Source organism: Candidatus Pantoea deserta, assembly GCF_003813865.1.
Classification (GTDB): Bacteria; Pseudomonadota; Gammaproteobacteria; order Enterobacterales; family Enterobacteriaceae; genus Pantoea; species Pantoea deserta.
This window is the reverse complement of sequence record NZ_RMVG01000006.1, coordinates 1-12,362: the sequence shown is the minus strand read 5'-3', so window position 1 is coordinate 12,362 and position 12,362 is coordinate 1. Positions and strand designations below refer to the sequence as shown.

11 protein-coding genes are annotated in these 12,362 nt (G+C 54.1%); all 11 read right to left on the bottom strand.

What is annotated here, in order from left to right:
- Window positions 1-3: 3 nt before the first annotated feature.
- Window positions 4-642, bottom strand: coding sequence for an amino acid ABC transporter permease (locus BBB56_RS09885; protein WP_123800792.1), 639 nt, complete (start codon window positions 640-642; stop codon window positions 4-6).
- Window positions 639-1,298, bottom strand: coding sequence for an amino acid ABC transporter permease (locus BBB56_RS09880; protein WP_123800791.1), 660 nt, complete (start codon window positions 1,296-1,298; stop codon window positions 639-641). Before BBB56_RS09880 ends, BBB56_RS09885 begins: the two co-directional genes overlap by 4 nt.
- An 11-nt stretch (window positions 1,299-1,309) precedes the next feature.
- Window positions 1,310-2,167, bottom strand: coding sequence for a transporter substrate-binding domain-containing protein (locus tag BBB56_RS09875; protein ID WP_123800790.1), 858 nt, complete (start codon window positions 2,165-2,167; stop codon window positions 1,310-1,312).
- A gap of 839 nt (window positions 2,168-3,006) precedes the next feature.
- A complete protein-coding gene (locus BBB56_RS09870) occupies window positions 3,007-4,143 on the bottom strand; it encodes an alpha-hydroxy acid oxidase (RefSeq protein WP_123800789.1) in 1,137 nt (378 codons plus the stop codon).
- A complete protein-coding gene (locus BBB56_RS09865; protein WP_123800788.1) occupies window positions 4,140-5,399 on the bottom strand; it encodes a flavin-containing monooxygenase in 1,260 nt (419 codons plus the stop codon). Before BBB56_RS09865 ends, BBB56_RS09870 begins: the two co-directional genes overlap by 4 nt.
- Before the next feature lie 118 nt (window positions 5,400-5,517).
- Entirely contained in the window at window positions 5,518-6,027 is a 510-nt protein-coding gene (locus BBB56_RS09860; protein ID WP_123800787.1) for a flavin reductase, read from the bottom strand.
- A complete protein-coding gene (locus BBB56_RS09855) occupies window positions 6,017-6,739 on the bottom strand; it encodes a class II aldolase and adducin N-terminal domain-containing protein (protein WP_123800786.1) in 723 nt (240 codons plus the stop codon). Before BBB56_RS09855 ends, BBB56_RS09860 begins: the two co-directional genes overlap by 11 nt.
- A gap of 15 nt (window positions 6,740-6,754) precedes the next feature.
- The gene (locus tag BBB56_RS09850; protein ID WP_233593013.1) at window positions 6,755-8,539 is read right to left on the bottom strand and encodes an ABC transporter permease subunit; all 1,785 of its coding nucleotides are present in this window, start codon (window positions 8,537-8,539) and stop codon (window positions 6,755-6,757) included.
- Between the two features lie 9 nt (window positions 8,540-8,548).
- Window positions 8,549-9,880 carry an LLM class flavin-dependent oxidoreductase gene (locus BBB56_RS09845; RefSeq protein ID WP_123800784.1) on the bottom strand — a complete coding sequence of 444 codons (1,332 nt, stop codon included), beginning with the start codon at window positions 9,878-9,880 and terminating at the stop codon, window positions 8,549-8,551.
- A gap of 27 nt (window positions 9,881-9,907) precedes the next feature.
- The gene (locus BBB56_RS09840; protein ID WP_123800783.1) at window positions 9,908-10,972 is read right to left on the bottom strand and encodes an extracellular solute-binding protein; all 1,065 of its coding nucleotides are present in this window, start codon (window positions 10,970-10,972) and stop codon (window positions 9,908-9,910) included.
- A 68-nt stretch (window positions 10,973-11,040) separates the two neighbouring features.
- Window positions 11,041-12,135 carry an ABC transporter ATP-binding protein gene (locus tag BBB56_RS09835; protein WP_123800782.1) on the bottom strand — a complete coding sequence of 365 codons (1,095 nt, stop codon included), beginning with the start codon at window positions 12,133-12,135 and terminating at the stop codon, window positions 11,041-11,043.
- Window positions 12,136-12,362: the final 227 nt, after the last annotated feature.

The following is a 12,362-nucleotide window of genomic DNA, read 5'->3' as shown; positions in this document are numbered from 1 at the left end:
CTCTTATCCTTCTACAGAGGTGCGGCTCAACAGACGCACGCCGATACTGACACCCTGAGCCAGAAGCCAGTAGCTGAGGATCAACAGGGTGTACGGCACGATATAGGTGTAGGTGTTGGCGACAATTTGCCCAGTCGTCATGGTCAGTTCAGGCACGGTAATCACCGAAGCCACCGCGCTTTCTTTAATCGTGGAAATAAACTGATTACCCAGTAATGGAAAGCTGAAACGAAGCGCCTGCGGCGTCTGGATATGCCAGAAGCTTTTCCAGGCAGAAATATCGTGTACCTGCGCAGCTTCCAGTTGCCCGACACTGATGCTCTTCCATGCGGCGCGGAAAATTTCGCCGAAGTAAGCGGTACTGTATAGCGCCAGTGACATCACCGTGGCTTCGACGGCGCTAAGCGTGATGCCGATTGCCGGCAGGCCAAAGTAGAACACCGCCAGCTGCGCTAAATAGGGAGTGCCACGTACCAGCCAGACATAAGTGCGCCACAATCCGTACAGTAACGCGTTCATACGGCTCATGGCCTGTGCAGCGAAACCGATGAGAGCGCCTGACAAAGCAGCACACAGACTGATACCGAGCGTAACGACGAGAGCATGACTAAAATCGGGGATATAGAGTAGGAAGTCGTTCATTGACTCTCCTTCTGCCAGCGGCGTTCAGCATAGCTGCCCAGCAGCGAAAGCAGGCTGGTGAGTACCAGATACGACAGCGCGATAGCAATATAGACTTCCAGCGGCCGATAGGTTGAGGAGGCAAGTTGTTGCCCGACTCGCATCAGATCTGTAATGGCAATCACTGACACCACGGCAGAAGCCTTGATCACGTCGATCAATTCGGAAATTAACGACGGTAATGTCAAACGCAGCACCTGCGGGATCTGGATATGCCACAGCGCCTGACGTGGCGTCAGTCCACAGATTGACGCAGCTTCCAGTTGCCCCGGCGCAATGGCCCGAAAACCGCTGTGCAAAATCTGCGACTGGTAGGCTGCGGTATTTAACGTGAGTGCGATAACAGCGGCCAGGTAGCCCGGCAATGACAGGCCCAGTTCACCCGGCAGGTAATAACAGAGCAAGACCTGTGCAATAACCGGCGTGCCGCGAAACAGGCTGATATACACACGGGCGAATCTGCACGCGATTGATGACCGGCCATTCTCCATCAGATAAATCACCACACCGACAAAAAAACCGGCAACGATGGCAACAATGCACAGTGAGGCGGTAGTAACCGCACCATCAATTAGCATCGGCAGCCAATGGGTCAGCAGCGAGAAGAATTCGCCCATATTCTCACCTCTTACAGCGCGGGTGCGGGCATTTTGTTCGCCGGCACGTCCATCACGAAACCAAACCATTTCTGCTGAAGGGCTTTCATCGTGCCATCTTTGTTGGCTTCGCTGATGCCATCGCTGAGGAGTTTCACCAGAGAGGCGCTGTCAGTATCCTGACGGCCGACCCAGCCGAAATAGGTGGTAGGTCCGAGCATGGGTTTAAGGGTAGTGAAAAGGCCCGGGCGTGACTTGATTAGGGGGCCAAGGTTGGAAAGCGATTGCGCGACGCCATCCAGACGTTTGTTTGCCAGATCAGCGTAGGCCTCATCAAAAGAGACGTACTGCTTGATCTCTTTAATGCCAGGCTTGCCGCTGGCTTTAAGTTTTTCGTTGAACTCCTGAAGTACCTGCAACTGGCCTGAACCCGCCTGGGATCCGACTATTTTGCCGCTCAGATCATTTAATGTAGTAATTGTGCCGTCATTTTCACGTTTAAGCAGTGCAACGGTAGATTCTGCAATCGGCACGGTGAACGCAAAGTGTGCAACGCGCTGTTTGTTTACAGTAACTGCCGTAACCACAAAATCGAATTTCTTCGCATCCAGCCCGGGCAAGATGCCCTGAAACGGCAGGTCAAGTTGTTTAACCGCTACGCCAGGAAGCTTTTTCTCCAAAATGTGATTCATCAGATCGACGTCATAACCCACGATTTTGCCGTTTTCTACCGACTCAAAGGGGGCATAACGCGCCTCAGTCGCAATGGTAATAGTTTTTTCTTCTTTGATGCGATCCAGTACATCTGCGCTGTGAGCCATCGCGGAAAACCCGCCGATTACGCACTGCATTGCCCAGATAAGAGAAAGCGCTTTTTTACTTCGTTTCATGTTTACCACCCCGGTGAAAGTATTTTGAAATCAGTTCAAGTTACTTGAATGAAGTGAAATAAGCATGAAACATGCCAGTCGAAAACCACTAGCATCAAAAAGTGAGCACTTTTTCTTAAGCAAATGATTTTAAAGTTAAAAAGAAATATTTTTTATTTAGCAAATGTCCGCGTTTTACAGACAGGGGTGTGAAGCTTGCTGGCTGCAAATGCACAGAAATAATGCAGCCGCGATACTTATTGGTGCAGAAAGAAAGAAGCACTGCAGAACGAATGCCCCTCGCAGAATAAGATACGGACAAGAAGCGGCGGCGTGAGGCCAATGAAACGGATCGGATAAGCTATAAAAGTCTCCCGTCTTTGATCAGGATGTCATCTGTCATCCTAAGAACGCATCCAGACATTCGTACCTCATGCAATATCAGGTAAGAGGCCTTGCCTGTCACAAAGCCTCTTGTTGCTCTTGCTGTCTCGCGCAAAGGCCTTCTTTTATCCGTATGCCCGCCCAGCTCCCGGTTAAACGCTTCCGGGTTTAACTTATCTCGCAATGCTCCAGGCACCATTTGCCGCTGAGCCTTCCATAATGATGTCACTCTTGAGATGCGGAGGTTTTGCTGAGTTGTCATGCAGTGATCCCTGGATGCGGTCGGTACGCCACTGGACTGGCTGTTTAATAGACGGATAGCGCCGTTCCCTGTCAACAATTGTCAGCCTTTTGCCATATCTGAAACAGAGATCTACAGCCCAGCCCCGATCCTGATATCAGCGCATGAATTATCTCCTGAAGGTACAGGAAATCGTCCGCGCCTTTCCCTTAACGAGTCTTTACTCCTCTCAGGTTCAGGCAGGATTCAGCAGCCCCGGATGCAAATCCTTAATCGAACAGCAACCCAGTTGCGCCATGGTACGGTCGATTTCCGCTACCATACTGGAGATGGCTCGCTCAACCTGCGGCTCTCCGCCACTGGCCACCGCATATAACAGGGGGCGTCCCAGCAACACTGCATTCGCCCCCAGCGCCAGCGCTTTGACCACATCAGTACCGCGGCGAAAGCCGCTATCAATCAGCAAGGTGAAATCGCGTCCCGCCGCCTGACGCGCTGCCGCCAGCATCAGCATCGGGCTGATACTGCCGTCCAGTTGTCGGCCACCGTGATTCGACAACACCACGCCTTCTGCACCAAGTTGCTGCGCCAGTTGCACATCTTCCACTGTCATCAAGCCTTTGATATACAGCGGGCCGGGCCACTGTTTGCGTATCCATGCCAGGGTTTGCCAGTTCAGCGTTTGATCCATCTGGCTGGCAAACCAGGCGGCAGCGCCCATACCTTTCTGGTATTCAGGCGGCAGATAAGGCGTCAGGTTGCCAAAACCTGGCATGCCATGCGGGATCAGGACTCGTCGCACCCAGCCGGGATGACAGGCAATGTCTGCCATCGCCTTAAATGAGAGCTTCATCGGACGACGATAATGCCGTCTGTCGCGTTCACGGTTGCCGAAATGCACCGCATCTACCGACACTACCAGCGCTTCGCACCCTGCCTGTTGCGCACGCGCCAGTAAATTCAGCGTAATTTCATGATCTTTCAGCACATACAGCTGAAACCAGCGCGGCCCGGAAGAGACGGCGGCCAGTTGTTCCATTGAAGCCGTCGAAACGGTGCTCTGAATATGACCCAGGCCGAGTTTTGCAGCAGTACGCGCCAGCGTCTCATCCGCCTGATAACGCAACATGCCGTTATAACCGGTAGGCGCAACCAGCAGCGGTACTTTGAGTTGGCTCTGACCTACTCTGCAACGCAGATCGCGCTGGCTGGCATCCTTAAGCACCGGGGGAGCAAACTGCCAGCGATCAAACACTGACATATTGTGCGCCAGGGTTTTCTCATCATCCGCACCACCGTCAACGTAGCTGAAAGCAAAGGCAGGCAGCGCCCGCTTTGCCTGTCGCCGCAGTTCATACCAGTTAAGGATCATTGAGCGACACTTCCATAGGCGGCATAGCTGCGTTGAATGGCGATTTGATCAGCGATGTACTTCGCGTCATGCCATACGCCCCAGATAAACGTTGAACCACGACGCGACTGCCACGGCAAGCCGAGAAAATAGATCCCCGCCGCCTGCGCCACGCCGCGGTGGTGTACCGGGCGTTGCTGCTCATCAAAGCAGTCAACGTCCAGCCAGCGATAATCGGTGGCATAGCCAGTCGCCCAGATAATCGTGCGAATGCCTTCGTCTGCCAGATTGAGCGACAGTACCGGCTGCGTCAGACAGGGCGGATCACTCATAAACTGACGGGCGGCAGGTTCAGGCGGTAAATCTGCGCCGTTAGCGGCAATCCACGCATCTGCCGCGTCCAGCACTGACAGATAATTTTCATCCCCGAGCCGCACATTCTGTTGCAGGTCGTCGGCGAACTGCACATTACCGTCAGCGAACTGACGCGTCACACCGGTTAGACGAATGCCCTGATGCGCCAGTCGACGAAAATCGATAGTTTCACCGCCGCGGGCGCCACTCACCGCGATAGTGACGTGCTCTTTATGTGCTTCTTTGGTCGCCGCATCCCACAAACCCAACACACCCAGCCACCAGCAATAATCACGTCCGCGGTAGGCACGCGGCGGGCGATCGTGCGGCCCGACTGACAGCCAGACCTGACGCCCGGCGCGTTGTAATTCATCGGCAATCTGCACGCCCGACGAGCCTGCTCCTACCACCATCACGCCCCCTTCCGGTAGCTGTTGAGGATTTTTATACTGCGCGGAATGCAGCTGATGAATATTTTCCTGCGCGGGTGCTATCGCTGGAATGATCGGCCGATGGAAAGGACCGGAAGCGGCCACCACACGCTGAGTCTGAATAACGCCGTCGCTGGTTTCCACAGTAAATCCGGCACGCCCTCGATTGCGCGTCACTCTATTTACCGTGACGCCAGTGCGAATGGGTGCATTGAATTGCTGCGCATAACGAACGAAATAATCCGCCACGCCCTCTTTGCCAATAAAACTGTCAGGATGTGCATCAAATACCCTATTTGGAAAACGATCGTGCCAGGCTGGACCATTTGCCACCAGTGAGTCCCAGCGCCCGCTGCGCCAGGCTTCTGCAATACGTTTTTTTTCTAATACCAGATGGGGGATTTTTAGTGCCGTCAGGTGTTCACTCATGGCGATGCCCGCCTGCCCCGCGCCGACAACCAGCGTGTCGATTTCAGTTATGGTTTCTGACATTGTCTCATCCTCAAATAATGCGGTGTTGCGCACAGGCAATCGCCTTTATCTTTTAAATAAGAAAAAAGATCTCCTCGCGCTTAATGTCGGCGCGAGTTTTATCAGCAAATAATTAAGCTTACAGGGAGTGATACTGGCGGTTAAAATAAAGCAGACTGGTTCCTGTCTGATTATCGAGAATATCCTGCACTTCACAAAACAAAACATCGTGACTGCCCACGGTGGTGGTGTTCACAATATGACAATCGATGGACATCGCCGCGCCAGCCAGCGCAGGGGCTTTTCCTGCGCGTTCGATCCAGTCAATTTTGCTGAAACGATCGGCCATCGCGGTTTTACCACCAAACACCGCCGAAATGGCCTGCTGCCCGGCACTCAGCGTATTGATACACAGCAGCGCATTCTGCACCGTCGCCTCCCAGGCAGAGGATCCGCGGTTCAGACACACCAGCAGCGTGGGCGGCGAATCAGTCACACTGCACACCGCCGATGCGGCAAAACCGGCTTTACCGGCGGGGCCATCTGTGGTCACGATATGCACAGCCGCCGCCAGTTGCGCCATCGCATTGCGAAATTGCTGTTGTGCGCTGAGCGCTTCCACTTCCGGAGGTATAACATCAGTCGGCATAATCAGGCTCCTCGCGATCCAGAATACGTTTCATCTCTTCAAAATGAGCCAGGGAGAAATCGCGGATATTTTCCCAGTCACGCGCGGTTTTTTCCGCCACCTCTGGCGACAATACTTTTAGCGGCTGCTGTGTAGCATAGGCCTGCACCAGGATCTGACAGGCGCGTTCCAGCGTGTACATATCATCGAAGGCTTCGCCAATGGTGCCGGAAGTGATCAGCACACCGTGGTTGCCCATCATCAGACGCGATTTATCACCCAGCATCGCGACCAGACGTGCTCCTTCATCTTCAGTATCCGCCATACCGCTAAAGTCGCTGTCCACTGCCACCCGATTGAAATAGCGTGCGGTGTTCTGCTCAATCGGCACAATGTCAGGATCGGCCAGCGTGGAGATGGTGGTGATACAGACAGGATGCAGATGCATCGCTACACGGATATGCGGAGCACGGCGATGTAACTGGCCATGAATCGCCCACGCGGTCGGGTCCACTGCACCGCCCTCCATACTGCTGGCATCGTCGGCATCCAGCAGAATCAGGTCACTGGCTCGTACGGTAGAGAAATGCTGCCATTTACGGTTCATCAGGAAACGGCGACCATCCGCAGAGACCGCCGCGCTAAAATGGTTGGCTACCGCTTCGTGCATGCCGAGGCGGGCAAATATGCGAAATGATGCGGCTAAATCAATACGAATCTGTTTTTCACTCATCAAACTTCACCTTAGTTAACTGGATACGCGTTTGTTACGAGGTTTTATCGATTGCATGACGGCAAAGAGCACCACCACCACCAGCAGCACCATAGTGGACGCGGCCGCTAACGTAGGACTGACCTGTAACAGAATGTCGTCCCACATCTGTTTCGGAATAGTGGTTTTCATGCCGCCGCCCATAAACAGCGCCACGGTTAATTCTTCGAACGAGGTCAGAAAACCGATGACAAAAGCCGCAGCCAGCCCGCCTTTGACTGAGGGTAGCGTGACGCGCCACAGCACCTGAAATTTGCTGGCACCAAGCGTGGCGGCCGCATGATCAAGACGCCAGTCGTGGCCCTGAAAGGTGGTGAGAAGAATGACGAATACCATCGGCAGCGCAATCACCACGTGACCAATGGCGATACCGGTATCGGTCGCCACCAGCCCGAGCTGCGCGGCAAAATAGAACAGCGCGATAGCAATCACGATTGACGGGATCATCATGGGCAACAGGAACAGGAAGAACAGCCAGCCACGCGCCCGACTTTGTGAACGTGACACGCTTAGCGCTGCCAGCGTACCCAGTAAGCAGGTGATCCCTCCCACCACCACGCCAATACCGAACGAACGTAGCGTAGCGCCTACCCACAAGGGCGAGTTAAACCACACTTCAAACCACTTCAGGCTAACCCCCTGTGGTGGAAATGTCAGGAAACTGCCACGGGTAAAGGACATGGGGATCACTGCCAGCACCGGGAACAGCAGCACAAAAATGGCGAGGCAAGCGTAAACACCGAGCAGTCTGACACGCAGCACCTTACCCAGCGTACGGTCATAGAGCCTGACAATCACTGACGACAGCGTTGCGATGCTCTTTACCAGCGCCAGACCAACGTAACGCACCATACGACTGTGCGAAGAGCGTGCAGCCCGACTCTCTCCTGCCAGCGACGACAGACCAAAAATCAGGTTGTAGATTACGCAACTGATTAATGCCGCGCAGACCAGCACCACCGCCAGCGCACTGCCCAGCTGCCAGTTCTGCAGTTCGTTGATTTGCATAATAATCATCTGGCCAAGCATCATTTCACGCGGGCTGCCCAGAAACGTTGGAGTGATAAAGAAGCCGAGACTGCTGATAAAGACCAGTAAGCCTGCTGCGGCAACACCGCGCATCGATTGCGTAAACCAGACGCGCCAGAAAGCCTGCATACGATCCGCGCCCAGGGTGGCAGCGGCCTGCATCAGGCGGCGATCGAGCTGGTTCATCACCGGTAGCATCGTTACTACCGCCAGTGGCAGCAGCGTATGCACCATGGCAAAAATCACGATTTCACGATTAAACAGAAAGTGAATATCGGGGAAGCCAAGCGACTGCATCAGATTTTCCACGAAACCATTCCGCCCCAGCAGAATCAGCCAGGTGAAATTCTTCACCAGCGTACTGCTCCAGAATGACAGCAGCACCAGCAGCGACAAAATCTGCTGATTGCGCTTTGACAGGCCCGACAGCCAATAAGCCAGCGGATAGCCCAGCAGCAGACACCACGCGGTAGTCCAGAAGGCAATATTGAAGGTGTTGAACAGGACGCGGTTATAAACGCCCGGTCCAAAAAACCGGGCAAAAGCGGCGAACGAGAACTGACCGCTGCGATCAAACAGACTGAGGCTGAAGATGCGCAGCGATGGCCAGATCAGGAACAGCAGCAGAAACAACGCCCCCGGCAGCGCCAGCCATAAAGGCCCGGGGCGCGGGAGTTGCAGCGTTCTGCGCTCTTTTTTGGTGATTTCTACCAGGCTGGTCACAGGTTTCATCTCCCCAACTTAACGGCTGTGGCGGTTAGCCGGACGCGTTAATCCCAGATGCTCACGAAGCGTGTTGCCGCTATAGGCCTTGCGATAAACGCCACGGCGCTGTAGCTCAGGCACCACTTTGGTGATGAAGTCAGAAAGATCGTCCGGCACCACATGGAAACTCATCATAAAGCCATCTGCCGCATCGCTCTCCATCCACTCCATCATATGGTCCGCAATGCTGACAGGCGTGCCGCACAGCGTCACTTTGCCGCGCTCATAGGCGGCATACAGCTGACGCAACGTCAGTTTTTGCGCGCGGATCATCTCGGCAATCATATTGAAATAGGACTGATGGAAGTTGGCTTTCGCCGGGATCATCGATACCGGCACCGGCTCATCCAGCGGCAACTTGCTAAGGTCGGTTTCCAGATCGGCACTCAGGCGCATAATGCCAACATCAGGATGGATCAGACGCTGAAGCTCCTGATATTTTTCCTGTGCTTCAGCTTCGCTCTCGCCAACCATCACCGATAATCCCGCGAGGATTTTCAGGTCGTCAGGCGAGCGGCCAAACTGCGCCAGTCGCCCTTTTAAATCGGCATAAAATTTCTTGCCGGCCGCCAGCGTGGGATCGGAGGCAAACACCACTTCTGCGGTTTCGGCGGCGAAGTTTTTGCCGGTTTCCGAAGATCCGGCCTGAATGATGACCGGACGACCTTGCGGCGTGCGGCGGATGTTCAATCCACCGAAGAGCTTGAAGTATTTCCCTTCATGTTCGGTAACATGGTATTTGGCGGGGTCGTAATAGGTTACTGATTCACGGTCGTAAACAAAGGCATCGTCTTCCCAGGTGTCCCACAGGCTTTCAACCAGCTTGTAGAACTCATGCGCTTTAACGTAGCGCTCATCATGCGGCGGCAGTTTATCAAGGCCATAGTTGCGCGCCGCATAGTCATTGGCCGACGTCACAATGTTCCAGCCCGCACGGCCATGAGAGATATGATCGAGAGAGGCAAACAGGCGAGCAATGTTGTACGGCTCGTAAAAGCTGGTTGAGGCGGTGGCGCCGAGACCAATATGATGTGTCGCGCCGGCAATCGCCGACAGCAGAGTAATCGGCTCGAAACGGTTGTTATATTCCGGATTGCGGCTGTGTACATGCAGATTATCGGTACGGGTCGCAGGCGTGTCGGCGATAAAAAACAGGTCAAATAAGCCCTGTTCTGCCAGCTGCGCTACCGAGCGGTAATAATCGATATCGGTAGCGGCATCCAGTGGCGCGCGGCTTTTCAGCCAGCCAGCCGGATGATCGCCTTGCGGCTGGGCCAGCAGGCCCAGATGAATTTGTCGGTTGGTCATAGCAACATTCCTGAGTCGTGAAATGAATTAGCCCTCAAGGAGCCACTCCTGAAAACGTTCGTTAACGGCGTCGTAATTTTTCGACCACCATGCTTCATCGCGGCGTTGCAGCCCCGCGAGGTTTTTCGGATAGGTTGTCAACAACTCGGCTTTGCTCTGATCCATCATCTTCAGGGCGCTGGCGTTACTTGGACCATTGCTGGTCATCGATGAATACACCGCCTGGCGTTCCGGTTGCATACAGAAGCGGACAAACTGTTGCGCCTCTTTGAGCTTCGGCGTGCCGGCAACAATCGACCAGCCATCAACGCTGTAAGTCCCCTGCCAGTCGATTTTCACCGGCGCCCCAGACTTGATTGCCGCGATGGCGCGAGCGTTCCAGGTGTCGGACATATCCACTTCTCCACTTTGCAGCAGCTGGGTGTTCTGCGCCCCGTTTGACCACCAGACGTTGACCGATTTGCGGATCTTGTCCATCGACTTCATGGCGCGTTCAATGTCGAGCGGATAGAGATCTTTTGGCGCCACGCCATCGGCCAGCAGCGCCATCTCCAGCGTGCCGCTCGGTGAGCGATAAAGCGCCCGGCGACCGGGGAATTTTTCAGTATCCCAGTAATCAGCCCAGCCGGCTGGCGCGCCGTTTTTAAACTTGTCGGTGCGATAGGCCATGACCGTTCCCCATACCGAGAAACCAAACCAGTTGGGCGTAATCATGCCCGGCAGGACATCTTTGTTTTCAGCCATATCAAGCGGCGCAATATAGTTTTTGTCCTGCGTCAGACGCTGCACGTTATCGGGCGTGACCATTGCAAGATCCCAGATGTGCGAACCGGCATCGACCGCCACTTTGAACTGAGTCACGGGATCGGATTCATGCGCCACATTGTTGATGCGAATGCCGGTCTCTTTTTCAAATGGATCGTAGAAAGCTGCGCGTAGCGCTGGAGCGAGCGCACCCCCGTTATCGGCGACAATCAGGGTGTTATCTGCTGAAAAAGCGCGGGGGATCCATAAAGAAGGCGCAGACAGCGCTGCACCGGTCACGGCGACGGTTTTAATAAAATCTCGCCGACTGGATGATTTCTTAAACATGACTCATGACTCCATATGCAATGAAAAGTAATGACAGGATCAAGCAGGACATGCTGCTGACGCGCCGTTTAGCCAGCGAGAAGGCGCGCGTGTGATGTTTGCCACCGCAGAAAGACACGTTCACCCAACTGGCGGGATTTCTGACCGGCGCTCTGGCGTGCGGTGATTAACGTGCCGCTGGCGAGTTTGATCAGCAGGCGGGTTTCGGAACCGACATAAATCGTTTCCACCACATCACCGTGCAGATAGCCGCCGTGATCGGCCAGTTCGATATATTCCGGGCGAATCACCATGGTGGCGGACGAGTTGTTTTGTGCCGGGGTAAACCCGTCAGGCAGCGGCATTAGCCCATCAGCGCTGGCAAGCTGGCCGCTGGCGGTAACCTGACCGCTGACTATGTTGGAGATACCGATAAAGTTGGCGACAAACGCACTTTGCGGGCGTTCGTAGATCTCGAGCGGCGTGCCGATCTGTTCAATACGCCCCGCGTTCATCAGACAAACGCGATCGGACAGCGCCAGCGCCTCTTCCTGATCGTGGGTTACAAAGATAATGGTGGCGCCGGTTTCACGGTGGATGCGCTTGATCTCAACCTGCATGTTTTCACGCAACTGGCGATCAAGCGCCGAGAGCGATTCATCCATCAGAATCAGCGATGGTTGATACACCAGACAGCGCGCCAGCGCGACGCGCTGTTGCTGACCGCCGGAGAGTTCACCGGGAAACCGGTGGCCGTAATTTGCCAGGCCAACGATTTCCAGCGCGTGCTTTATACGCTTATCGCTCTCGGCGCGTGACGTACGGCGCATTTGTAGCGGGAAAGCCACGTTTTCTTGCACCGTCATTTGCGGGAACAGCGCGTAATTCTGGAATACCACGCCAATATCACGTTGATGCGTCGGTGCCAGGGTTTTATTTATCCCATCGATAAACAGCTGGCCGCCGTTTGGCGCTGTCAGGCCACAAATTAATTGCAGCAGCGTAGTTTTGCCAGAACCCGACGGCCCTAACAGCGTCAGCAATTCTCCGCTACGCACCTCAAGATCCACCGGATGCAACGCGGTGGTGGCACCATACTTTTTCGTCAAACCTGCGATGCGCATTTTTATTTCCGGCGCAAGGGCAGCAGAATGCACGTCATCCTGGTGAGCTAAATACGACATGTAGCACTCCTGATGCAGGTGATTAGACTGAGCGTCTCTGATTTTTATATTTACCGGGCATAACAGCGACGAGTTATTTAATTAATGGTTGCGATTAATTAATTCAAATAATTTAAACGCCACTGATTGATTTCACTATGTCAGGATAAAAATCCATCACGCAACCAGTAATTATATTGTCAAGCTATCTAAAAAAACTATGCAAACAAAAAACGTTATATTACATG

Coding starts and splice junctions, on each gene's coding strand:
- BBB56_RS09885 (WP_123800792.1), bottom strand. CDS start 642: ATGAACGACTTCCTACTCTATATCCCCGATTTTAGTCATGCTCTCGTC.
- BBB56_RS09880 (WP_123800791.1), bottom strand. CDS start 1,298: ATGGGCGAATTCTTCTCGCTGCTGACCCATTGGCTGCCGATGCTAATT.
- BBB56_RS09875 (WP_123800790.1), bottom strand. CDS start 2,167: ATGAAACGAAGTAAAAAAGCGCTTTCTCTTATCTGGGCAATGCAGTGC.
- BBB56_RS09870 (WP_123800789.1), bottom strand. CDS start 4,143: ATGATCCTTAACTGGTATGAACTGCGGCGACAGGCAAAGCGGGCGCTG.
- BBB56_RS09865 (WP_123800788.1), bottom strand. CDS start 5,399: ATGTCAGAAACCATAACTGAAATCGACACGCTGGTTGTCGGCGCGGGG.
- BBB56_RS09860 (WP_123800787.1), bottom strand. CDS start 6,027: ATGCCGACTGATGTTATACCTCCGGAAGTGGAAGCGCTCAGCGCACAA.
- BBB56_RS09855 (WP_123800786.1), bottom strand. CDS start 6,739: ATGAGTGAAAAACAGATTCGTATTGATTTAGCCGCATCATTTCGCATA.
- BBB56_RS09850 (WP_233593013.1), bottom strand. CDS start 8,539: ATGAAACCTGTGACCAGCCTGGTAGAAATCACCAAAAAAGAGCGCAGA.
- BBB56_RS09845 (WP_123800784.1), bottom strand. CDS start 9,880: ATGACCAACCGACAAATTCATCTGGGCCTGCTGGCCCAGCCGCAAGGC.
- BBB56_RS09840 (WP_123800783.1), bottom strand. CDS start 10,972: ATGTTTAAGAAATCATCCAGTCGGCGAGATTTTATTAAAACCGTCGCC.
- BBB56_RS09835 (WP_123800782.1), bottom strand. CDS start 12,135: ATGTCGTATTTAGCTCACCAGGATGACGTGCATTCTGCTGCCCTTGCG.